General features: G+C 72.1%; 22 protein-coding genes. 14 read left to right on the top strand and 8 right to left on the bottom strand.

What is annotated here, in order from left to right:
• Window positions 1-20: 20 nt before the first annotated feature.
• Window positions 21-713 carry a hypothetical protein gene (locus RIN80_RS03795; RefSeq protein WP_309094024.1) on the bottom strand — a complete coding sequence of 231 codons (693 nt, stop codon included), beginning with the start codon at window positions 711-713 and terminating at the stop codon, window positions 21-23.
• Between the two features lie 69 nt (window positions 714-782).
• Window positions 783-2111 (bottom strand): DUF2252 domain-containing protein, encoded by a 1329-nt coding sequence (locus RIN80_RS03790; RefSeq protein WP_309094023.1) that lies wholly within the window; start codon window positions 2109-2111, stop codon window positions 783-785.
• Between the two features lie 216 nt (window positions 2112-2327).
• Here RIN80_RS03790 and dnaE point away from each other — a divergent pair, with 216 nt between their 5' ends.
• Window positions 2328-5867 (top strand): DNA polymerase III subunit alpha, encoded by a 3540-nt coding sequence (gene dnaE / locus RIN80_RS03785; RefSeq protein WP_309094040.1) that lies wholly within the window; start codon window positions 2328-2330, stop codon window positions 5865-5867.
• 102 nt (window positions 5868-5969) lie between these two features.
• Here dnaE and RIN80_RS03780 read toward each other — a convergent pair whose 3' ends face one another.
• Complete coding sequence (locus RIN80_RS03780) at window positions 5970-6134, bottom strand: hypothetical protein (RefSeq protein ID WP_309094022.1); 165 nt, start codon at window positions 6132-6134, stop codon at window positions 5970-5972.
• A gap of 222 nt (window positions 6135-6356) precedes the next feature.
• Here RIN80_RS03780 and RIN80_RS03775 point away from each other — a divergent pair, with 222 nt between their 5' ends.
• The 4 genes from RIN80_RS03775 to RIN80_RS03760 all read left to right on the top strand — a co-directional run bounded on the left by RIN80_RS03775 (window position 6357) and on the right by RIN80_RS03760 (window position 10357).
• Complete coding sequence (locus RIN80_RS03775) at window positions 6357-7568, top strand: NYN domain-containing protein (protein ID WP_309094021.1); 1212 nt, start codon at window positions 6357-6359, stop codon at window positions 7566-7568.
• A gap of 122 nt (window positions 7569-7690) precedes the next feature.
• Entirely contained in the window at window positions 7691-8665 is a 975-nt protein-coding gene (locus tag RIN80_RS03770; RefSeq protein ID WP_309094039.1) for an ABC transporter ATP-binding protein, read from the top strand.
• A gap of 100 nt (window positions 8666-8765) precedes the next feature.
• Window positions 8766-9587 carry an ABC transporter permease gene (locus RIN80_RS03765; RefSeq protein ID WP_309094020.1) on the top strand — a complete coding sequence of 274 codons (822 nt, stop codon included), beginning with the start codon at window positions 8766-8768 and terminating at the stop codon, window positions 9585-9587.
• A gap of 56 nt (window positions 9588-9643) precedes the next feature.
• Window positions 9644-10357 (top strand): AAA family ATPase, encoded by a 714-nt coding sequence (locus RIN80_RS03760; RefSeq protein WP_309094019.1) that lies wholly within the window; start codon window positions 9644-9646, stop codon window positions 10355-10357.
• A gap of 83 nt (window positions 10358-10440) precedes the next feature.
• On the opposite strand, the gene ybaK is transcribed toward RIN80_RS03760, so the two are convergent.
• The 4 genes from ybaK to RIN80_RS03740 all read right to left on the bottom strand — a co-directional run bounded on the left by ybaK (window position 10441) and on the right by RIN80_RS03740 (window position 14450).
• The gene (gene ybaK / locus RIN80_RS03755; protein ID WP_309094018.1) at window positions 10441-10941 is read right to left on the bottom strand and encodes a Cys-tRNA(Pro) deacylase; all 501 of its coding nucleotides are present in this window, start codon (window positions 10939-10941) and stop codon (window positions 10441-10443) included.
• Window positions 10942-10952: 11 nt separating this feature from the next.
• Entirely contained in the window at window positions 10953-11693 is a 741-nt protein-coding gene (locus RIN80_RS03750) for an LON peptidase substrate-binding domain-containing protein (RefSeq protein ID WP_309094017.1), read from the bottom strand.
• Between the two features lie 11 nt (window positions 11694-11704).
• Entirely contained in the window at window positions 11705-12751 is a 1047-nt protein-coding gene (locus RIN80_RS03745) for a hypothetical protein (protein ID WP_309094038.1), read from the bottom strand.
• 121 nt (window positions 12752-12872) lie between these two features.
• A complete protein-coding gene (locus RIN80_RS03740) occupies window positions 12873-14450 on the bottom strand; it encodes an oxidoreductase (protein WP_309094016.1) in 1578 nt (525 codons plus the stop codon).
• A gap of 179 nt (window positions 14451-14629) precedes the next feature.
• Between RIN80_RS03740 and hisD the strand changes: the two genes are divergently transcribed.
• The 8 genes from hisD to hisF are packed head-to-tail and all read left to right on the top strand — an operon-like array spanning window position 14630 to window position 20360.
• Window positions 14630-15955 (top strand): histidinol dehydrogenase, encoded by a 1326-nt coding sequence (gene hisD / locus RIN80_RS03735; protein WP_309094015.1) that lies wholly within the window; start codon window positions 14630-14632, stop codon window positions 15953-15955.
• Window positions 15952-17073 (top strand): histidinol-phosphate transaminase, encoded by a 1122-nt coding sequence (locus tag RIN80_RS03730; protein ID WP_309094014.1) that lies wholly within the window; start codon window positions 15952-15954, stop codon window positions 17071-17073. The genes hisD and RIN80_RS03730 overlap by 4 nt, the downstream gene beginning before the upstream one ends.
• Window positions 17070-17663 carry an imidazoleglycerol-phosphate dehydratase HisB gene (gene hisB / locus RIN80_RS03725; protein ID WP_030932889.1) on the top strand — a complete coding sequence of 198 codons (594 nt, stop codon included), beginning with the start codon at window positions 17070-17072 and terminating at the stop codon, window positions 17661-17663. Before RIN80_RS03730 ends, hisB begins: the two co-directional genes overlap by 4 nt.
• On the top strand, window positions 17660-17824 hold the full coding sequence (locus RIN80_RS03720) for a hypothetical protein (RefSeq protein ID WP_189729006.1): 165 nt from the start codon (window positions 17660-17662) through the stop codon (window positions 17822-17824). Before hisB ends, RIN80_RS03720 begins: the two co-directional genes overlap by 4 nt.
• Window positions 17821-18465, top strand: a complete 645-nt coding sequence (hisH, locus tag RIN80_RS03715) for an imidazole glycerol phosphate synthase subunit HisH (protein WP_375141600.1) — start codon at window positions 17821-17823, stop codon at window positions 18463-18465. The genes RIN80_RS03720 and hisH overlap by 4 nt, the downstream gene beginning before the upstream one ends.
• On the top strand, window positions 18462-19187 hold the full coding sequence (priA, locus tag RIN80_RS03710) for a bifunctional 1-(5-phosphoribosyl)-5-((5-phosphoribosylamino)methylideneamino)imidazole-4-carboxamide isomerase/phosphoribosylanthranilate isomerase PriA (RefSeq protein WP_309094012.1): 726 nt from the start codon (window positions 18462-18464) through the stop codon (window positions 19185-19187). Before hisH ends, priA begins: the two co-directional genes overlap by 4 nt.
• Window positions 19184-19591, top strand: coding sequence for a RidA family protein (locus RIN80_RS03705; RefSeq protein ID WP_309094011.1), 408 nt, complete (start codon window positions 19184-19186; stop codon window positions 19589-19591). Before priA ends, RIN80_RS03705 begins: the two co-directional genes overlap by 4 nt.
• Before the next feature lie 13 nt (window positions 19592-19604).
• Window positions 19605-20360 carry an imidazole glycerol phosphate synthase subunit HisF gene (gene hisF, locus RIN80_RS03700; protein WP_309094010.1) on the top strand — a complete coding sequence of 252 codons (756 nt, stop codon included), beginning with the start codon at window positions 19605-19607 and terminating at the stop codon, window positions 20358-20360.
• Window positions 20361-20412: 52 nt separating this feature from the next.
• Here hisF and RIN80_RS03695 read toward each other — a convergent pair whose 3' ends face one another.
• Window positions 20413-21048, bottom strand: a complete 636-nt coding sequence (locus RIN80_RS03695) for a TIGR03085 family metal-binding protein (protein WP_309094009.1) — start codon at window positions 21046-21048, stop codon at window positions 20413-20415.
• Window positions 21049-21131: 83 nt separating this feature from the next.
• Here RIN80_RS03695 and hisI point away from each other — a divergent pair, with 83 nt between their 5' ends.
• Window positions 21132-21518 carry a phosphoribosyl-AMP cyclohydrolase gene (gene hisI / locus RIN80_RS03690; RefSeq protein ID WP_309094008.1) on the top strand — a complete coding sequence of 129 codons (387 nt, stop codon included), beginning with the start codon at window positions 21132-21134 and terminating at the stop codon, window positions 21516-21518.
• The last annotated feature ends 10 nt before the right edge of the window (window positions 21519-21528 follow it).

Here is a 21528-nt window from a genome sequence, read left to right as displayed (position 1 = left end):
CCGTGCGCGACGGCGGTGCCTCAGATAAGGGCGGGCGAGCACGGCGGTCCACGCCGTCCCAGGGAGTACGCGAGAACCAGGTCGCGGGCGGTGGACGTGCGGCCGGCGGGGCGCGCGGGCAGCCGGCGGCCGGCCGGCCGCCGCCGTACCGTCACCGCGGCGACCGCCAGCAGCAACGGCCGGAACGTCGTCGCCGTCACCGCCCGCAGCAGCTGGGCCAGGGCCCGCTCGCCGCGGCGCAGCCAGACGGCGGCGGTGAGGCCGACGCCGAGGTGCGCGCCGAGCAGCAGCCAGGCCGTGGCCGGGTCGGCGTGGGCGACCACGACCGCCAGCCGTTCCGTGCCGGTGGCGCCGGCCATCCGGGCCAGCGGTGTGCCGACCTCGCCGCCGCACAGCACGTCCAGGCCGACCGAGCGCAGCGGGCCCGCGACCGGGCCGCCCGCGCGGCCGTAGCAGGCGTGCTGGCCCATGGTGAACACCGTGTCGGCGGCCAGCTCCAGCGGGATGAGCAGGGCCGCGATCCGCCCGAAGGAGCGCTCGCGGCCGGCCAGCGCGTAGGCGAGGACGAACACGGCGGCGGCGACCGCCGCCACCGTGCCCACCGGCAGCGGGGCCCGGGACAGCAGCACGTGCGACGCGGTGCTGAGTGTCACGACCACGGCCGTGAACAGCGCCGCGCGCACGGCTCTGAGCGGGATCCCGGATATGTCCATAGCGAGAGAAGAGTCTGTCACGGGGACCTGTAAGGGACCCCTAAAGGATGCCTGTGTGAGCTGTTTCCGTCACAGACCCGGGATCCGGCCGTTGCGGAAGAGGTCCACGAAGGTCTGGTGGTCGGCACGCGCGCGTGCGCCGTAGCCGTGCGCGAAGTCGACCAGCAGGGGCGCGAAGCCCTCCTCGTCGGCCGCGATCGCCGCGTCGATGGCCCGCTCGGTGGAGAACGGCACCAGGGACTCGCCGGACTGGTCGTCCGCCGCCGCGTGCATCGCGGCCGTCGCCCGGCCGAGGTCCGCCATCACCTGGGCGATCTCCTCAGGGTCGTCGATGTCGCCCCAGTCGAGGTCCACCGCGTACGGCGAGACCTCGGCGACCAGCTGGCCCGCGCCGTCCAGCTCGGTCCAGCCCAGCCACGGGTCGGCGTGCGCCTGGAGGGCGCGCTGGGAGATGACCGTGCGGTGCCCCTCGTGCTGGAAGTAGTCGCGGATCGCCCGGTCCGTGACGTGCCGGGAGACGGCCGGGGTCTGGGCCTGCTTGATGTAGATCACGACATCGTTCTCCAGGGCGTCGCTGTGGCCCTCCAGGAGGATGTTGTACGACGGCAGCCCGGCCGAGCCGATCCCGATGCCGCGGCGGCCGACGACGTCCTTCACGCGGTAGGAGTCGGGACGGGCCAGGGAGCTGTCCGGAAGCGTCTCCAGATAGCCGTCGAAGGCGGCGAGGACCTTGTAGCGCGTGGCCGCGTCCAGCTCGACCGAGCCGCCGCCCGGCGCGAAGCGGCGCTCGAAGTCGCGGATCTCGGTCATCGACTCCAGCAGCCCGAAGCGGGTCAGCGAGCGGGCGTCCCGCAGCGCGTCGAGCAGCGGGCCCTGCGCGGTGTCCAGCGTGAACGGCGGCACCTCGTCGCTCTTCGCCCCCGTGGCCAGGGCGTGGATCCGCTCCCGGTAGGCGCCCGCGTACACCCGCACCAGCTCGGTGATCTGCTCGTCGCTGAGCGCCTTGGCGTACCCGATCAGCGCGATGGACGCGGCCAGGCGCGCCAGGTCCCATGTGAAGGGGCCCACGTAGGCCTCGTCGAAGTCGTTGACGTTGAAGATCAGGCGGCCGTTCGCGTCCATGTACGTGCCGAAGTTCTCCGCGTGCAGGTCGCCGTGGATCCACACGCGCGAGGTGCGCTCGTCCAGGTACGGGCCGCTCAGCAGGCCCTCGCGGTCGAGGTCGTGGTAGAAGAGGCACGCCGTGCCCCGGTAGAAGGCGAAGGCCGAGGCCGCCATCTTCCGGAACTTCACGCGGAACGCGGCCGGGTCGGCGGCCAGGAGCTCGCCGAAGGCGGTGTCGAAGACGGCGAGGATCTCCTCACCGCGGTGCTCGCCGTCGAGCTGCGGGAACGACATCGCTGGGTGCCTCCTGGTGCATGCGTCTCAGGGCGGCAGGTCCGCCCTCTGCCTAACGTGCGGGGGTACGCGCGAGTGCCCACGGCCCCCGCACGAAGGTACGCGGGTCAGGCCCCCGCGTGTCACTGCCGAGGCATAGACTTCGACGCTGTCCCCCAGACTGTCCGCAGCCTGTCGGACCCCATTCGACCCGTGTTCTTCCTGGAGGCCGCAGCCGTGTCAAAGCCGCCGTTCACGCACCTGCACGTCCACACCCAGTACTCGCTGCTGGACGGTGCCGCGCGGCTGAAGGACATGTTCGACGCGTGCAACGAGATGGGCATGACCCACATCGCCATGTCCGACCACGGCAACCTCCACGGGGCGTACGACTTCTACCACTCCGCGCAGAAGGCCGGGATCACCCCGATCATCGGGATCGAGGCCTATGTCGCGCCCGAGTCCCGCCGCAACAAGCGCAAGATCCAGTGGGGCCAGCCGCACCAGAAGCGGGACGACGTCTCCGGTTCCGGCGGTTACACGCACAAGACGATGTGGGCGGTGAACAAGACCGGTCTGCACAACCTCTTCCGGCTGTCCTCCGACGCCTACGCCGAGGGCTGGCTGCAGAAGTGGCCCCGGATGGACAAGGAGACCATCGCCAAGTGGTCCGAGGGCATCGTCGCCTCCACCGGCTGCCCCTCCGGCGAGGTCCAGACCCGGCTGCGCCTCGGCCATTTCGACGAGGCCCTCAAGGCCGCCGCCGACTACCAGGACATCTTCGGCAAGGACCGCTACTTCCTGGAGCTGATGGACCACGGCATCGAGATCGAGCACCGGGTCCGCGACGGCCTCCTGGAGATCGGCAGGAAGCTCGGCATCCCCCCGCTGGTCACCAACGACTCGCACTACACCTACGCGCACGAGGCGACCGCCCACGACGCGCTGCTGTGCATCCAGACCGGCAAGAACCTCTCCGACCCGGACCGCTTCAAGTTCGACGGCACCGGCTACTACCTGAAGTCCACGGACGAGATGTACGCCATCGACTCCTCGGACGCCTGGCAGGAGGGCTGCGCCAACACCCGGCTGATCGCCGAGATGGTCGACACCACGGGCATGTTCCAAAAGCGCGACCTCATGCCCAAGTTCGACATCCCCGAGGGGTACACGGAGGTCAGCTGGTTCCGCGAGGAGACCATGCGCGGCATGCACCGCCGCTTCCCGGACGGCATCCCGGACGACCGCATGAAGCAGGTCGAGTACGAGATGGACACCATCATCTCGATGGGCTTCCCGGGCTACTTCCTCGTGGTCGCCGACTTCATCATGTGGGCCAAGAAGCAGGGCATCGCGGTCGGCCCCGGCCGCGGCTCCGCGGCCGGCTCGATCGTCGCCTACGCCCTCGGCATCACCGACCTCGACCCCATCCCGCACGGCCTGATCTTCGAGCGGTTCCTCAACCCCGAGCGCATCTCCATGCCGGACGTCGACATCGACTTCGACGAGCGCCGGCGCGTCGAGGTGATCCGGTACGTGACGGAGAAGTACGGCGCCGACAAGGTCGCCATGATCGGCACGTACGGCACCATCAAGGCCAAGAACGCGATCAAGGACTCCGCGCGCGTGCTGGGCTACCCGTACGCGATGGGCGACCGCATCACCAAGGCCATGCCCGCCGACGTCCTCGGCAAGGGCATCAACCTGGACGGCATCACCGACCCGAACCACCCGCGCTACTCGGAGGCGGGCGAGGTCCGGGCGATGTACGAGAACGAACCGGACGTGAAGAAGGTCATCGACACCGCCAAGGGCGTCGAGGGCCTGGTGCGGCAGATGGGCGTGCACGCCGCCGGTGTGATCATGTCCAGCGAGACCATCACCGACCACGTGCCCGTCTGGGTCCGGCACACCGACGGCGTGACCATCACGCAGTGGGACTACCCGAGCTGTGAGTCGCTCGGCCTGCTGAAGATGGACTTCCTGGGCCTGCGCAACCTGACGATCATGGACGACGCCGTCAAGATGGTGAAGTCCAACAAGGGGATCGACATCGATCTCCTGAGCCTCCCGCTCGACGACCCGACGACCTTCGAACTGCTCCAGCGCGGAGACACCCTCGGCGTCTTCCAGTTCGACGGCGGGCCCATGCGCTCCCTGCTCCGGCTGATGAAGCCGGACAACTTCGAAGACATCTCCGCCGTGTCGGCCCTGTACCGCCCGGGCCCGATGGGCATGAACTCCCACACGAACTACGCGCTGCGCAAGAACGGCCAGCAGGAGATCACGCCCATCCACCCCGAGCTGGAGGAGCCGCTCAGGGAGGTCCTCGACGTCACCTACGGCCTGATCGTCTACCAGGAGCAGGTGCAGAAGGCCGCACAGATCATCGCCGGCTACTCGCTCGGCGAGGCCGACATCCTCCGCCGCGTGATGGGCAAGAAGAAGCCCGAGGAACTGGCGAAGAACTTCGTCCTCTTCCAGGAGGGCGCCCGCAAGAAGGGCTACAGCGACGAGGCCATCCAGGCCCTGTGGGACGTGCTGGTCCCCTTCGCCGGCTACGCCTTCAACAAGGCGCACTCCGCCGCGTACGGGCTCGTCTCGTACTGGACGGCCTACCTCAAGGCGAACCACCCCGCGGAGTACATGGCCGCGCTCCTGACGTCCGTGAAGGACGACAAGGACAAGTCGGCCGTCTACCTCAACGAGTGCCGCCGCATGGGCATCCGCGTGCTCCCGCCGAACGTCAACGAGTCGATGTCCAACTTCGCGGCCCAGGGCGACGACGTGATCCTCTTCGGCCTGTCCGCCGTCCGCAACGTCGGCACGAACGTGGTCGAGTCGATCATCCGCTGCCGCAAGGCCAAGGGGAAGTACACGTCCTTCCCGGACTACCTCGACAAGGTGGAGGCGGTGGTCTGCAACAAGCGCACCACCGAATCGCTGATCAAGGCCGGCGCCTTCGACTCCCTGGGTCACACCCGCAAGGGCCTCACCGCCCAGTACGAGCCGATGATCGACAACGTGGTCGCGGTCAAGCGCAAGGAGGCCGAGGGGCAGTTCGACCTCTTCGGCGGCATGGGCGAGGCCGAGACCAGCGAGCCGGGCTTCGGGCTCGACGTGGAGTTCTCCACCGACGAGTGGGACAAGACCTATCTGCTCGCCCAGGAGCGGGAGATGCTCGGTCTGTACGTCTCCGACCACCCGCTGTTCGGCCTGGAGCACATCCTGTCCGACAAGGCCGACGCGGGCATCTCCCAGCTGACCGGCGGTGAGCACGCGGACGGGGCGGTCGTCACCATCGGCGGCATCATCTCCGGCCTGCAGCGCAAGATGACCAAGCAGGGCAACGCCTGGGCCATCGCCACCGTCGAGGACCTCGCCGGCTCGATCGAGTGCATGTTCTTCCCCGCGACCTACCAGCTCGTCTCGACCCAACTCGTCGAGGACGCCGTGGTGTTCGTCAAGGGCCGCCTGGACAAGCGCGAGGACGTGCCGCGGCTGGTCGCGATGGAGCTGATGGTCCCGGACCTGTCCAACGCCGGCACCAACGCGCCCGTGGTCCTCACGATCCCGGCCACCCGGGTCACCCCGCCGCTGGTCAGCCGCCTCGGCGAGGTGCTCAGCCACCACAAGGGCGACAGCGAGGTCCGGATCAGGCTCCAGGGGCCGACCAAGACGACCGTGCTGCGCCTGGACCGGCACCGGGTCAAGCCCGACCCGGCGCTCTTCGGCGACCTGAAGGTGCTGCTCGGCCCGTCCTGCCTGGCGGGCTGACCGAGGCGCCGCGGACGGCTCTTGACGCGCGTGAGGGGCGTACCCGGTACCTGGTACGCCCCTCACGCATGTGCAGGGGTCCCAAAACCCGTCACACAGATGTCAGTTGTGGCCGAAGCTGCGCTTCCGCTTGCGGGAGGCCACATCGCCGGGGGTCAGCTCGACCTCGGTCTGGGGCTCCGCCTGAGCCGCGGGGCTGCGGTCCGCCCGCTGCCCGCGCTCGGTCGGACGCTGCTGCTTACGGTCACGGTTCTTGTTCTTGGCCATGGTGATGCCTCCTGTGGGGGATCTAGGGGCCAGGGCCGGGACCAGATTCACACAGGCCGACAACGATCGCATGTCGGACAATTACCCTGCGTGACAGGGGGAGTCGGAGCGGGGCGCGGCGAAACGCCACGCCGAAGATCGAGTTCCGGCCGTTAACCTCCGCGCCGTCGGGCAGACTCGAAGGAAGCCCGAAACGAACCTCCCGGGAAGAGGGTGAGTCGCGTGGACCGCTGCATCGTCCTGGTGGACGCCGGGTATCTGCTGGGAGCCGCGGCGAGTCTCCTCGCCGGGGAGCCCTCGCGGTCCCGCATCACGGTCGACCACACAGCCCTCATCCAGGGACTGCGTGAGCGTGCCGAATCCGACACACAGCAGCCGTTGCTGCGCATCTACTGGTTCGACGGCGCCCCCGACCGCGTGCCGCAGCCCGAACACCGCAGGTTGCGCGTGATGCCCCGGGTCACCGTCCGGCTCGGCGCGCTGACCCGCAGCGACGGCCGCTGGGCGCAGAAGGGCGTGGACGCCGCCATGCACGCCGAGCTGACCGAACTGGCCCGCAACCGCGCCTGCTCCGACGTCGTCCTGGTCACCGGCGACGGTGACCTGCTGCCGGGCATGATGGCCGCCAAGGAACACGGCGTCGCCGTCCACCTGTGGGCCGTCCAGGCCGCCGACGGCGACTACAACCAGTCCGAGGACCTGGTCGCCGAGGCCGACGAGCGCCGCGTCCTGGACCGCGCGTGGATCACCAAGGCCGTCCGCGCCAAGGACTACTCGGGGGTGTGCGCCCCGCAGCCCGCCCCCCGGCCCGAGATCGCCGCGATCCTCTCCGCGCCGCTGCCCGACTCCGCCCTCGCCGCCCCGGCCGAGCGGTCCGCCCCGCAGCCCCCGCACCCGGTGCCCGGGCCCGGCCAGAACGGCAGCGAGGAACGGGTGCCCGCCGCCAAAGGGGTCCCCACGCCCAAAGACCTGGCCGCCCTGCGCGCCCCCGGCACCCAGCCCGCCCAGCCCCCCGCCTCCGCCACCCTGCGCTGGTCCTCCGACAAAGGCTGGGTCGACCGGCCCGCGGCCGAGCCCCCCGAGGCCGCCTCGATGCCGACGCTCGCCCAGCTGACCACCGCCGAGCAGCGCTGGGCCGACCGCGAGGAGGACATCACCACGGTCGGCGGCGACCCCTTCGAGGTGGGCCAGGTCTTCGCCCGGCGCTGGGTGGAACGCCTCGGCGACCAGAGCCACCTGCAGAAACTGTCCGGGATGTACCCGCGCATCCCGCACCGGGTCGACGGCGAGCTGCTGCGCTACGCCGCCCGGTTCGGCCTGCTCGCCCACAAGGACGACCAGATCGACGAACGCGACCGTTACGCCATCCGGGCCGGCTTCTGGAAGGAGATCGGTGTGCGCACGGGTGTGGAGCACGCCCCGGCCGGCGACTGAGGCTCCGCCGGCGGATTTCCCGCTGCGGGCCGACCCGAGAGCGGACCGGGGCCGCCGACCCCGTAGTCTCGTCCCTTGTGAGTAAGCGCGCGGCACAGGCATTTCGGCACGATGGCGACATCGTGTGCGCGGTGCGCGGGCTGACCAAGACCTATCCGGCGGTCCGGGGCCGGCGCGGCGCGCCCGCGACCCCCGAGGTCCGGGCCACGGACGACGTACGGCTGGAGATCCGCCGCGGCGAGATCTTCGGCCTGCTCGGCCCGAACGGCGCCGGCAAGTCCACCCTCGTACGGCAGCTCACCGGGCTGATGCGGCCCGACACCGGCAGTGTGGAGATCCTCGGGCACGACATCGTGCGCCACCCGGAGCGGGCCGCGCGCATCCTCGCCTACCTCGGCCAGGAGTCGTCCGCCCTCGACGAACTGACCGTGTCGCTCGCCGCCGAGACCACCGGGCGGCTGCGCGGCCTGGATGTCCGGCGGGCGCGGGCCGAACGGGACGCCGTCCTCGACGAGCTCGGCCTCACGCCCCTCGCCGGACGCCCGCTGAAGAAACTCTCCGGCGGCCAGCGGCGGCTGGCGTGCTTCGCCGCGGCGCTGGTGGGGGAGCGGCCGCTGCTCGTGCTCGACGAGCCGACCACCGGCATGGACCCGGTGGCGCGGCGGGCCGTGTGGTCCGCGGTCGACCGGCGGCGGGCCGAGCACGGCACGACCGTGCTGCTCGTCACCCACAACGTCATCGAGGCCGAGACCGTGCTGGACCGGGTGGCCGTCCTGGACCGGGGGCGGGTGATCGCCTGCGACACGCCCGCCGGGCTCAAGGAACAGGTCGCCGGTGAGGTGCGGGTGGACCTGGTGTGGCGGGACAGGGCTCCGCTGCACGTGCCCGAGGTGGCCGCGCTGCGGGACCGGGCCGTGGAGTCGGGCCGCCGCTGGACGCTCCGGCTCGGGCCCGAGGAGGCCCGGACGGTCGTCGCGACCGTCACCGGAGGCGCCGCCTTCGCCGCCCTGGACGACTTCACGCTGGCCACGCCGAGCCTGGAGGACGTCTACCTGGCGCTGGGCGGTGCCGCGCAGCAGGGACTGGTGAAGGCGTGAGGGACGTGAGGAACACCGAGGCCCTGAGTGCGTGGGCCGCCGCGTACGTACCGAACAGGGCGACTGCCGCAGTGGACCCGACGAAGGGGAGCAGCGCGACGTGAGTGTCGTACCCGCCGATGTCCTGCCGGGCGGTGCCCTGGCCGTGGAGGAGCCCGCCGCGGGCGCGGCCGAGCTCGGGCCCCGGGCGCGGCTGTGGCCGTCGCTGGCCGCCGTGTACCGGGCGCAGCTCTCCCGGGCGAGGGTCGCGCGGATCCCGCTGCTGTTCGTGGCGACCTTCCAGTCGATCGGCATCATGATCCTGATGCGCGGGGTCGTGGACGACGCGGCCGAGGCGCAGGCGGTCGTCGCCGGCTCGTCGGTCCTCGTGGTCGCCTTCGTCGCGCTGAACCTGCTGGCGCAGTACTTCGGGCAGCTGCGCGCCAGCGGCGGGCTCGACCACTACGCGACCCTGCCGGTGCCGCCCGCGGCGGTGGTGCTCGGCGCGGCGGGCGCGTACGCGTCCTTCACCGTGCCCGGGACGGTCGTGACGGCGGTGTTCGGCTGTGTGCTGTTCGGGCTGCCGCTGGCCCATCTGTGGATCCTCATGGCCGTGATCCCGCTGGCGGGCGCCGCGCTCGCCGGGCTCGGGGCCGCGCTGGGGCTGCTCGCGCCGCGGCCGGAGCTGGCCACGCTGCTCGGGCAGCTGGGCATGTCGGCGGCGCTGCTGCTGGGCGTGCTGCCGGCGGACCGGATGCCCGGGGCCGTGCGCTTCGCGCGGGACCTGCTGCCGTCGACGTACGGCGTGGAGGCGTTCGCGCGCACGTTCGGGGCGGACCCCGACTGGGCGTTCGTGCTCGGTGACCTCGCCGTCTGCGGTGGGGTGGGTGTCGTCTCGCTGGCCGTGGCGACCTGGGCGTACCGGCGGGCGGCCGTCCGGTGAGCGGGGAGGGGTCGTCCGGTGACGCGGCGCACAGGCGGGCCTGGCACGATGGCAGGGTGACCGCACCACTGACTCCGCCACCGCCACCCCACGACCGTTCCGCTCAGGGACCGTGGCAGCCGCCGGCCGGGGCGTCCGGGGCGTCCGGAGCCCCGGCTCCCGGCGCTCAGCACGCCGAGTACGCCGAGTACACCGGGCACGGCTGGCACGGACAGGACGGCCCCGGGATGAGGACCGAAGTGCGCGAGGCCGGGCTGGTCGCCCTGACCGTGGCGCTCGGCGGGGTGCTGCTGGGCGTGCTGTGGTGGTGGCTCGCGCCGCACGTGCCGCTGGTCGGGGACGTGACGGACGGGACCTGGGTCGTCTACCTCAAGGACACCGAGGGGGAGCAGGCCGTCGGAGTGGACGGGACGTTCACGCTGCTCGGGCTGGGTTTCGGCCTCGTGAGCGCGCTGGCGGTGTTCCTGCTGCGGCGGCGCGGGGGTGTGCCGCTGGTGGTGGGCCTGGCCGTCGGCGGGCTGCTCGGGTCGCTGCTGGCCTGGCGGGTCGGGGTGTGGCTCGGACCCGCGGAGGACGTCGTCGCGCATGCGCGTGAGGTGGGGCGGGGCGTGACGTTCTCCGCGCCGCTGAAGCTGGGGGCGAAGGGGGCGCTGCTGGCGTGGCCGCTCGCCGCGCTGGTCGTCCATCTGGGACTCACGGCGTTGTTCGGGCCCCGCGACCCCGAGCCGGAGTTCGAGCACGGGGCTTATCCGCCGCAGTCGGCCGGCTAGTGCTCGGCGTGGTGCCGCGCTCGGGGGCGTTGCCGAGCCCGGCGTGGCGGGGCGCCCCCCCCCGCGCCCGGACCGACCGCGGGCTAGACGCGGCCGATCGGCGCCAGCACCGCGCCCGTCAGTTTCGCCAGGGTCTGCGGGGCCAGTTCCACCTCCAGGCCTCTCCGGCCCGCCGACACGCAGATGGTGGCGTGGGCCGACGCCGACGCGTCCAGGACCGTCGGGAGCTTCTTGCGCTGGCCCAGCGGTGAGATACCGCCCCGGACGTAGCCCGTCGTGCGTTCCGCCAGGGTCGGGTCGGCCATCGTCGCGCGTTTGCCGCCGACCGCCGCCGCCAGGGCCTTCAGGTCCAGCTGGCCCGCCACCGGCACCACGGCGACCGTCAGGGCGCCGTCGACGTCCGCGACCAGGGTCTTGAAGACGCGGTCGGGGGAGACGCCCATCGCCTCGGCCGCCTCCTCGCCGTAGGAGGGGTGCGCGGGGTCGTGGTCGTAGGAGTGGACCGTGTACTCCGCTCCCGCCGCCGTGAGGGCCACCGTCGCGGGGGTGCCGCCGGACTGCTGCTTCTTCGACTTCTTCGCCATCCCGGTCCGCTTCAGTTGAGACTCGTCGGGCTCCGCGTCAGGTCCGACGCGGGCAACGACGGCAGACTACGGATGATCGCCGTCTCGGAGCGAAGGAGTTTCAGCTCGTCGCGCAGCCGGGAGGCCGTGTCGGGGGCCTGGAGCAGGCGCTGCTTGGTCGGGGTGTCCAGCATCATCGCCGCCGCCACCAGGTACGACACCACGCCCGGCTCGTCGGGCAGGTCGGCGCCGGTCGTCAGGGAGCGTTCCCGCGCCCCGGCCAGTCGCTTCTGGTACTGGCGGAAGGACCGCAGCACCCCTTCCGCCAGGGGGGCCGCCTCGTCGCCGGGCTGCTCGGTGAGCGTCTCCAGCTCGGCCGTCAGGAACGGGCCGGACGCCTCGACCGACAGCAGCTTCACCCGGGTCGTGCCCGTCGCCAGCACCTCGAAGGAGCCGTCGGTGCGCTCCCGGATCGTCGCCGCGTCCGCGATGCAGCCCACCTTGTGGAAGGCATGGGCCGGGTCCGTGCCGAAGCCGGCCGCGGGTCCCCGCTCGGGCAGGGCCGTCGGGTCGGGCATGCCGGGCGCGCTCGGGGCCACCTCGTGGCCGTCGCGGATCGCCACGACGGCGAACCGGCGCGGCTCGTCCTCCGGGGTCTTCAGCAGTTCGCGCATCATGGCGCGGTACCGCTCCTCGAAGACGCTGAGCGGGAGCACGAGCCCCGGGAACAGTACCGAGTTCAGGGGGAAGAGGGGGAGCCGGACGGTGGTCACGACGCAAAAGCCTAATGGTCGCCGGTGCGGTCTCGTCCGCCGCGTTCACTCCGTGGATGCCCGGACGGCTGCCCGGCCGCCGCGGACCGGATCTCGTCCCGCACCGCCAGGAAGTGCCCGAGCGGGTCGTCCGACCCCTCCTCCCAGGGGAACGAGGTGGCGTACGGGCCGTTCAGGCGCAGCTGCTCGGCGGCGTCCGGCCAGCGCTCCAGGCGCACCAGGACGTAGATGAGCAGGTTCCGCATCCGGGCGGGCCAAGGGTCGGCCGCCGGGAGCAGCGGGGACAGCGCGATCGCCCGGTCGGCGGCCGCGTCCAGCCGCTCGCGTGGCACCTCGGGCCCGCAGTCGCCGGGTCCGCAGTCGTCGGTGAGGTAGCCGAAGGCCGCCCGCAGCGGGAGCGCCTGGACGAGCGCGTCGGCGGGGGCGTCCTGCGCGGCCCGGTCGGCGAAGTCGAAGCACTCGCGGTGGGAGCCGTGCCAGGAGGTGGCCAGGTAGCGCAGGGCCGCCACATGGCAGCCGTGGTGGTGCGGGGCGCGCCGGACGGCCGCCGCCCACAGCTCCTCGAAGTACTTGTGCCCGGCCTGGGCGCCCCGCGCGTGGTCGAGCGCGAGCCGCCACGGCACCGGGTCCCGCTGGTCGCCCCGCGCCGCGGCCGTGATCAGCGGGCTCACCTCGCGCAGCAGCTCGGCCCGGGCCGGGGACCGCCAGGCCCGGTCCACCGCCAGCTGGGCACCGACCAGCAGCGCGTCCGGGTCCTGCGGGGCGGTGGCGAGCCAGGCGTCCAGCCACTCGGGGCGCGAGCGCGCGAAGGCGGCCAGGCGGGTCACGTACCCGTCGCGCCGCTCCCACTCGGCGGCCGCGCGCGTGGCCAGGAGCAGGCCGGCGGCGGGCCCGTGATCGCCGCGGGCGGCGGCGACCAGCGCCGGGCTCAGCCGGGCGTCGGGCGCGTCGAGCAGCACCTCGTCGTCGGGGCCGAGTCCGCCGACGGGGTGGGGGGCGGTCCTTGTCATCCGGCTCGGGCGGATGAACGGCAGCTGTATGGCCATGGTGCCGACCATTGAAAGTCCGCTGGTCATGACAGCGCCAGATCGTTCCGGGAAGTCGCGGAAAGTTGTACGACGCCGGGTCAAGAGAAGGTAAAGACGCGGCAGTTCGGCAACGCCGGTCACATCCGCACCATCAGTTGCGCCGCAGCAGCCGGGTCGCCCCCGCCGCGACCGTCGTCGCCAGGACCCAGCCCAGCAGGATCATCGCCGTCGCGAGCCACTGCCAGCCCCCGCGCAACTGCCAGAAGCCCACCTGGCCCAGGTCGATGACCGGCAGCAGCAGATCGAGGCTGAACAGGACGGGGTCCCACTCGGGGTGCTCGCCGCGCTTCATGGGCGGATGGCCCGCTCGGGAGAAGGCGAACGAGCCCGCCGCCCACAGCACCCCCATCCACACCGCGGCCCGGCCCGGCCGGTACCCGTAGGCCACCGTCCAGTCCTGCGCGTACCCCCACAGCTTGGCGGCGAGCGGCAGGCTCTCGCGGTGCCGGCGCTGCTTGGCGAGCAGCACCTCGCGGGCGTCCTCGTCCTCCCCGCCGGCCCGCAGCACGGCGGCGAGCCGCTCGTAGGGCTCCGGGTTGTACTCGGCGGTCGCCGCCGCCACCCAGTCCAGCCGCTCGGCCAGCGGGAACGGCCCGCGCGGCACGAGGTTCTCGTAGGTGAAGCCGCCCATGTGCAGCCGTCCCGGGCCGGGCCAGGCGTCGGCCCGGTCCATCAGGTTGACGATCCTCGCCCCGGAGAGCACCACCCGGCCGCGCGCCGGCTGCTCCCCGAGGAACCGCAGCTCCGGTGTCTGCACCCGGCGCAGCGACAGCTCCTGGTCGTCGCCGAGGGTGAACCTGGCCTGCTCGAAGTCGACGGCGTCACCGAACCGCCCGTCGTCCAGCCGGATCCCGCCCTCGCACGCGAACCGCTGGATCCGCGTGCCCTGGGCCGGGGTCATCCCGCTCATCGCCTGCGCGCCGACACCCGCGGGGGTCAGGTACAGGCTGCGCTCGACGGTCAGCTGCGGGGCGTTCAGCGCGAGCCGCGCGTACGGGTTGGCCAGCCGCGCGCCGCGCAGGCTCAGCGACACGCCGATGGTGGCGGCGCGCAGGCTCAGCTCGCCGTGCGACTCCAGCAGCTCCGCCTGCAAGTCCTGGCCGACGGTCAGGCCGTCCGCGGCGACCGACCGGCCGCTGCGGTCCCGGTGCACGATCGCCTGGTTGAGCATCAGGTCCGTGCCGATCTGCGCGTCGGTCAGCCGGACGCCGCGGTGGAAGCGGCAGCGCGGCAGGTGCAGGTCGCCCTCGGTCTGCACCCGGGCCGCCTCCAGCCGGGGCACCGAGCAGTCCACCAGCCGCATGGTCGTGAAGCGGGCCTCCGGCAGCAGCACGTCCTGCTCGAACCGGCACCGGCGCATCTCGACGTACGGCGTCACCGTGCCGCCCGCGAGGTCCAGGGAGCCGCTGACGTGCACGCCGGCCAGCTTCAGCGAGGCCACGCGGCCGGCCAGGGCGGGCGGGCCGTCGAGCAGCAGCCAGCACACGATCCGGGCCCGCACGGTCCGCTCCTCGCCCCACGGGTGGCCGCCGTGCGGGTCGTCGACCACGGTGTCGCCGCTGCTCAGGTCGTACACGCTGCCGTTGCGGAAGGCCTGCCACATGCCGGCCTCGGCCGCGGTCAGGTCGTCGGGCAGCTCTCCGGCGCGCGGGCCGGCCCCCTCGGTCACAGTGCTTCCCTTCCTCCCCGGGTACTCGCCGGTTGGGTTCTTCGTACAACTGTTCATGCCCGCTGCGTGACACGCCGAAAGCACTCCGTGACGGAGATCTTCCGTCTTCCTGCGGCGTTCTGTATCAGCCACTGATACGCGCGGACGGCGCCTCACCCGGGTCTGAGAGAATTGAGCACGTGATCTCCCGAATCGATCTGCGCGGCGACGCCCTCCCCGAGGGCCCCGCCCTGCGTGACCTGCTGCCCCGAGCCGACTTCGACGTACAGGCCGCCCTGGAGAAGGTGCGTCCGATCTGCGAGGACGTGCATCATCGGGGCGACGCGGCGCTGATCGACGCCGCCGAGCGGTTCGACGGGGTCAGGCTCGACCAGGTGCGGGTCCCGGCCGCCGCGCTCACGCGCGCGCTGGCGGAGCTGGACCCGGCCGTGCGCGCGGCCCTGGAGGAGTCCGTCCGCCGCGCCCGCGCCGTCCACCGCGCGCAGCGCCGCAGCACCCACACCACCCAGGTCGTGCCCGGCGGCACGGTGACCGAGAAGTGGGTTCCGGTCGAGCGCGTCGGGCTGTACGCGCCCGGCGGCCGGTCGGTGTACCCGTCGTCCGTGATCATGAACGTGGTGCCCGCGCAGGAGGCCGGTGTCGAGTCCATCGCGCTCGCCTCGCCCGCGCAGGCCGACTTCGGGGGCCTGCCGCACCCGACCATCCTGGCCGCCTGCGCCCTGCTCGGCGTCGACGAGGTCTACGCGGCCGGCGGCGCCACGGCCGTCGCGATGTTCGCCTACGGCACCGAGTCCTGCGCGCCCGCGAACATGGTCACCGGACCCGGCAACATCTGGGTGGCCGCCGCCAAGCGCTACTTCACCGGGAAGATCGGCATCGACGCCGAGGCCGGCCCGACCGAGATCGCGGTCCTCGCCGACGACACGGCCGACCCGGTGCACGTCGCCTCCGACCTGATCAGCCAGGCCGAGCACGACCCGCTGGCCGCCGCCGTCCTGGTCACCGACTCCGTCGACCTCGCCGACGCCGTCGAGAAGGAGCTGGAGCCGCAGGTCGCCGCGACCCGGCACGTCGAGGACCGGATCGTGCCCGCCCTCAAGGGCAGGCAGTCCGCGATCGTCCTGGTCGACGGCATCGACGAGGGCCTGAGGGTGGTCGACGCCTACGGCGCCGAGCACCTGGAGATCCAGACCGCCGACGCCGCCGCGGTGGCCGACCGGGTCAGGAACGCCGGGGCGATCTTCGTCGGGCCCTGGGCGCCGGTGTCGCTCGGCGACTACGCGGCCGGGTCCAACCACGTCCTGCCCACCGGCGGCTGCGCCTGCCACTCCTCGGGCCTGTCGGTCCAGTCCTTCCTGCGCGGCATCCACATCGTGGACTACACGCGCGAGGCGCTGGCCGACGTCGCGCACCACGTGGTCACGCTGGCCGAGGCGGAGGACCTGCCGGCCCACGGCGCGGCGATCAAGGCGAGGTTCGACTGGAAGGTTCCGCAGGGCAAGTGAGCGACGTACGCATCGACGATCTCCCCGTACGGGACGAGCTGCGCGGCAAGTCCCCCTACGGCGCGCCCCAGCTGGACGTGCCCGTACGGCTGAACACCAACGAGAACCCCTACCCGCTGCCCGAGCCGCTCGTCGAGCGGATCGCCGAGCGGGTCCGTGACGTGGCCCGCGACCTCAACCGCTACCCGGACCGGGACGCGGTCGAACTGCGCACGCAGCTGGCGCAGTACCTCACGGACACCTCCGGCCACGAGGTCGGGGTGGCCAACGTCTGGGCGGCCAACGGCTCCAACGAGGTCATCCAGCAGCTGCTGCAGACCTTCGGCGGACCGGGCCGCACCGCGATCGGCTTCGAGCCGTCGTACTCGATGCACGCGCTCATCGCGCGCGGCACGGGCACGGGCTGGATCTCCGGTCCGCGCGGCGAGGACTTCACGATCGACCTCGCCGCCGCCGAGAAGGCGATCGCCGAGCACAAGCCGGACGTCGTCTTCATCACCACCCCCAACAACCCCACGGGCAACGCGGTCCCGCGCGAGACGGTCCTCGCGCTGTACGAGGCCGCGCAGGCGGCGAAGCCGTCGATGGTGGTCGTGGACGAGGCGTACATCGAGTTCAGCCACGGCGACTCGCTGCTGCCGCTGCTCGACGGGCGCCCCCACCTCGTCATCTCCCGCACGATGTCGAAGGCGTTCGGCGCGGCGGGCCTGCGCCTGGGCTACCTCGCCGCACACCCGGCCGTCGTCGACGCCGTGCAGCTCGTGCGGCTGCCGTACCACCTGTCGGCCGTCACCCAGGCGACCGCCCTGGCCGCCCTGGAGCACACCGACACGCTGCTCGGCTACGTCGAGCAGCTCAAGGCCGAGCGCGACCGCCTGGTCGCCGAGCTGCGCGCGATGGGCTACGAGGTCGTCGAGTCCGACGCCAACTTCGTGCAGTTCGGGCGGTTCGACGGCGAGGGCGGCGCGCACGCGGCCTGGCGGAAGATCCTCGACCGGGGTGTCCTGGTCCGGGACAACGGCATCCCCGGATGGCTGCGGGTGTCCGCCGGAACCCCCGAAGAGAACGACGCGTTCCTCGACGCGGTCCGTGAACTGAAGAAGGAGCAGAGCACATGAGCCGCGTGGGACGCGTGGAGCGAGTCACCAAGGAGACGTCGGTGCTCGTCGAGATAGACCTCGACGGGTCCGGAAAGGTCGACGTGTCGACAGGCGTCGGCTTCTACGACCACATGCTCGACCAGCTCGGCCGGCACGGTCTGTTCGACCTCACCGTGAAGACCGAGGGCGATCTGCACATCGACTCGCACCACACCATCGAGGACACCGCCCTCGCCCTCGGCGCCGCCTTCAAGCAGGCCCTCGGCGACAAGGTCGGCATCTACCGCTTCGGCAACTGCACGGTCCCGCTGGACGAGTCGCTCGCCCAGGTCACCGTCGACCTGTCGGGCCGCCCGTACCTGGTGCACACCGAGCCGGAGAACATGGCGCCGATGATCGGCGAGTACGACACCACCATGACCCGGCACATCCTGGAGTCCTTCGTGGCCCAGGCGCAGATCGCCCTGCACGTGCACGTGCCCTACGGGCGCAACGCGCACCACATCGTGGAGTGCCAGTTCAAGGCGCTCGCCCGGGCCCTGCGCTACGCCTCCGAGCGCGACCCGCGCGCGGCGGGCATCCTCCCCTCCACGAAGGGCGCCCTGTGAACGGCATCTCGACCCTGCTGATCGTCGTCGGCCTGTTCCTCGTCGGCGGGATCTACTCCTTCGTCAAGCAGAAGATGCCCAAGGGCCTGATCGTCCTGCTGTCGATCGGCGCGGCCATGTGCCTGGTGGCCGGTGTCGTCAGGCTGGAGGTGTGGAATTGAGCGCCCCCCGCAAGAACGTGGTCGTCTTCGACTACGGCTTCGGCAACGTCCGCTCCGCCGAGCGCGCCCTCGCCCGCGCCGGAGCCGACGTCGAGATCACGCGTGACTACGACAAGGCCCTGAACGCCGACGGCCTGCTCGTGCCCGGCGTCGGCGCCTTCGCCTCCTGCATGACGGGCCTGCGCGAGGCGCGCGGCGACTGGATCGTGGACCGCCGGCTGTCCGGCGGCCGCCCGGTGATGGGCATCTGCGTCGGCATGCAGATCCTCTTCGCGCGCGGCATCGAGCACGGCGTGGAGAGCGAGGGCCTCGACGAGTGGCCCGGCTCGGTCGAGCCCCTGCAGGCCGAGGTCGTGCCCCACATGGGCTGGAACACCGTGGACGCGGCGCCCGGCTCGCGGCTCTTCGCCGGCCTCGACCCCGACGCGCGCTTCTACTTCGTGCACTCCTACGCCGTCCACGACTGGTCGCTGGAGACACACAACCCGGCCATCGAGGCACCCAAGGTCACCTGGTCCACCCACGGCAAGCCGTTCGTCGCGGCCGTCGAGAACGGCGCCCTGTGGGCCACGCAGTTCCACCCCGAGAAGTCCGGCGACGCCGGAGCCCAGCTCCTCACCAACTGGATCGGAACCCTGTGAGCAAGCTCGAACTCCTCCCCGCCGTCGACGTCCGCGACGGCCAGGCGGTGCGCCTGGTGCACGGCGAGTCCGGCACGGAGACCTCCTACGGCTCCCCCCTGGAGGCCGCCCTGGCCTGGCAGCGCTCCGGCGCCGAGTGGCTGCACCTGGTCGACCTGGACGCCGCGTTCGGCACCGGCGACAACCGCGAGCTGATCGCCGAGGTCGCGGGGGCGATGGACATCAAGGTCGAACTGTCCGGCGGCATCCGCGACGACGACACCCTCGCCGCCGCCCTCGCCACCGGCTGCACCCGCGTGAACCTGGGCACGGCCGCCCTGGAGACCCCCGAGTGGGTCGCCAGGGTCATCGCCGAGCACGGCGACAAGATCGCCGTCGGCCTGGACGTGCGGGGCACCACCCTGCGCGGCCGCGGCTGGACCCGCGACGGCGGCGACCTCTACGAGACGCTGGAGCGCCTCAACAAGGAGGGCTGCGCCCGCTACGTCGTCACCGACATCGCCAAGGACGGCACGCTCCAGGGGCCCAACCTGGAGCTGCTGAAGAACGTCTGCGCGGCCACCGACCGCCCGGTCGTGGCCTCCGGCGGCGTCTCCTCGCTCGACGACCTGCGCGCGATCGCCGAGCTGGTCCCGCTCGGTGTCGAGGGCGCGATCGTAGGGAAGGCGCTGTACGCAAAGGCGTTCACCCTGGAAGAGGCCTTGGAGGCTGTGTCGTCATGAGCGGTGCCGTACGGCGGGTGCAGAGCGGAAGTCCCTGGGAAGAGTCCTTCGGTTTTGCACGCGCCGTGGCGGCGGGCGACCGCGTGCTCGTCGCGGGCACGACCGCCTTCAAGGGCGATGTGCTCTACGGCGACGGCGACCCGTACGAGCAGGCCAAGGTGGCCTTCACCACCGCCCTGGAGGCGATCGGCGAGTTCGGGCTCTCCGTCGACTCCGTGGTGCGCACCCGGGTGTACCTGGCCCACGCCCGGGACGTGGACGCGGTGGGACGGGCCCACCAGGAGATGTTCGACGCCGTACGCCCGGTCACCACCCTGCTGGTCGTGCAGGGCTTCATGGACTCCCGGGTCCTGGTGTCGGTGGAAGTGGAAGCATTCAGAGGCACCCCCTCACAGGAACACTAGAGGAGCACGATTCATGACCCTGGCGGTCCGAGTCATCCCCTGCCTGGACGTGGACAACGGCCGGGTCGTCAAGGGCGTCAACTTCCAGAACCTGCGCGACGCGGGCGACCCCGTCGAGATGGCCAAGGTGTACGACACCGAGGGCGCCGACGAGCTGACGTTCCTGGACATCACCGCCTCGTCGGGCAACCGCGAGACGACCTACGACGTGGTGCGCCGCACGGCCGAGCAGGTGTTCATCCCGCTCACCGTCGGCGGCGGCGTGCGCACCGCCGAGGACGTCGACAAGCTGCTGCGGGCGGGCGCGGACAAGGTCGGCGTCAACACGGCCGCCATCGCCCGCCCCGAGCTGATCCGCGAGATCGCCGAGCGCTTCGGCCGCCAGGTCCTGGTGCTGTCCGTGGACGCCCGCCGCACCGAGTCCGGCTCCTTCGAGGTGACCACCCACGGCGGCCGCCGCGGCACCGGCATCGACGCCGTCGAATGGGCCCACCGGGCCGCCGAGCTCGGCGCCGGCGAGATCCTGCTCAACTCCATGGACGCCGACGGCACCAAGGACGGCTACGACCTGGAGATGATCCGCGCCGTGCGCAAGCACGTCACCGTCCCGGTCATCGCCTCGGGCGGCGCGGGCACGCTGGCCCACTTCCCGCCGGCCGTCGAGGCGGGCGCGGACGCGGTCCTGGCCGCCTCGGTGTTCCACTTCGGCGACCTGCGCGTCGGCGAGGTCAAGCAGACCCTGCGGGAGGCGGGCCACCCGGTGCGGTGACGCCCGACGCGCACAGCCCCGGCCGCCCCGCGCGTCCGGGGCCCGCGCCCGTTCAGATGCCGAGCTGCTTGGTCTCGTGCAGCTTCGCGATCGCGTTCTCGTCGCCGTCCAGGTCGACCTTGGCCGCGCTCTGCCGGCCGTAGCAGAACAGCACCAGTTCCGACGGCTCGCCCGTCACCGTCACGACCGGGGTGCCGCGGTGGGCGACCGCCGTCTGGCCGTCGGGGCGGCGCAGCACCAGGCCCGTCGGCACGCCGCGGCCCATCAGGCGGGCCGTGCGCTCCAGACGGGACCACAGGGCGTCCTGGAAGACCGGGTCGAGCTCCCGCGGGGACCAGTCGGGCTGGGCGCGGCGCACGTCCTCGGTGTGGACGTAGAACTCGACGATGTTCGACGCCTCGTCGACCGGCTTGAGCGAGAAGGGCGAGAACCGCGGCGGGCCGGTACGGATCAGCTGGATCAGCTCCTCGTACGGCTTGTCCGTGTACTCCGCCATCACCCGGTCCAGGCGCGAGGCGAGCTGTTTGATCAGTATCCCGCCGGCCGCGTCCGGGCGGCGCTCGCGCACCACCACGTGCGCGGCGAGGTCCCGGGTGGTCCAGCCCTCGCACAGAGTGGGCGCGTCCGGGCCCGCGGTCTCCAACAGGTCGGCGAGGAGAAGTCGTTCACGCTTGGCATGGGTCGACATGCGGCCAGCCTACGGCCGCCCGCCGGGTCCGCCCAGTGGACACTCCACCTGCGCCGCCGCCGGCGCGCGGCACAATGGTCGCCATGACCAGCAAGCCCAGCCGCCTCGATCCGGAGATCGCCGCCCGCCTCAAGCGCAGCGCCGACGGCCTCCTGCCCGCCATCGCCCAGCAGTACGACACCGGTGAGGTGCTCATGCTGGGCTGGATGGACGACGAGGCGCTGCATCGCACCCTCACCACCGGCCGCTGCACCTACTGGTCCCGCAGCCGCCGGGAGTACTGGGTCAAGGGCGACACCTCCGGCCACGTCCAGTGGGTGAAGTCCGTGGCGCTGGACTGCGACGCCGACACCGTGCTCGTCAAGGTCGACCAGGTCGGCGCCGCCTGCCACACCGGCGCCCGCACGTGTTTCGACGAGGACGTGCTGATCGAGGACGCCGGTTCCGCCGCCCCCGCCGCGGATCAGTAAGGTCGGCCGC

It is taken from the genome of Streptomyces sp. (genome assembly GCF_031181705.1).
Classification (GTDB): domain Bacteria; phylum Actinomycetota; class Actinomycetes; order Streptomycetales; family Streptomycetaceae; genus Streptomyces.
This window is presented reverse-complemented; position numbering and strand designations above follow the sequence as displayed.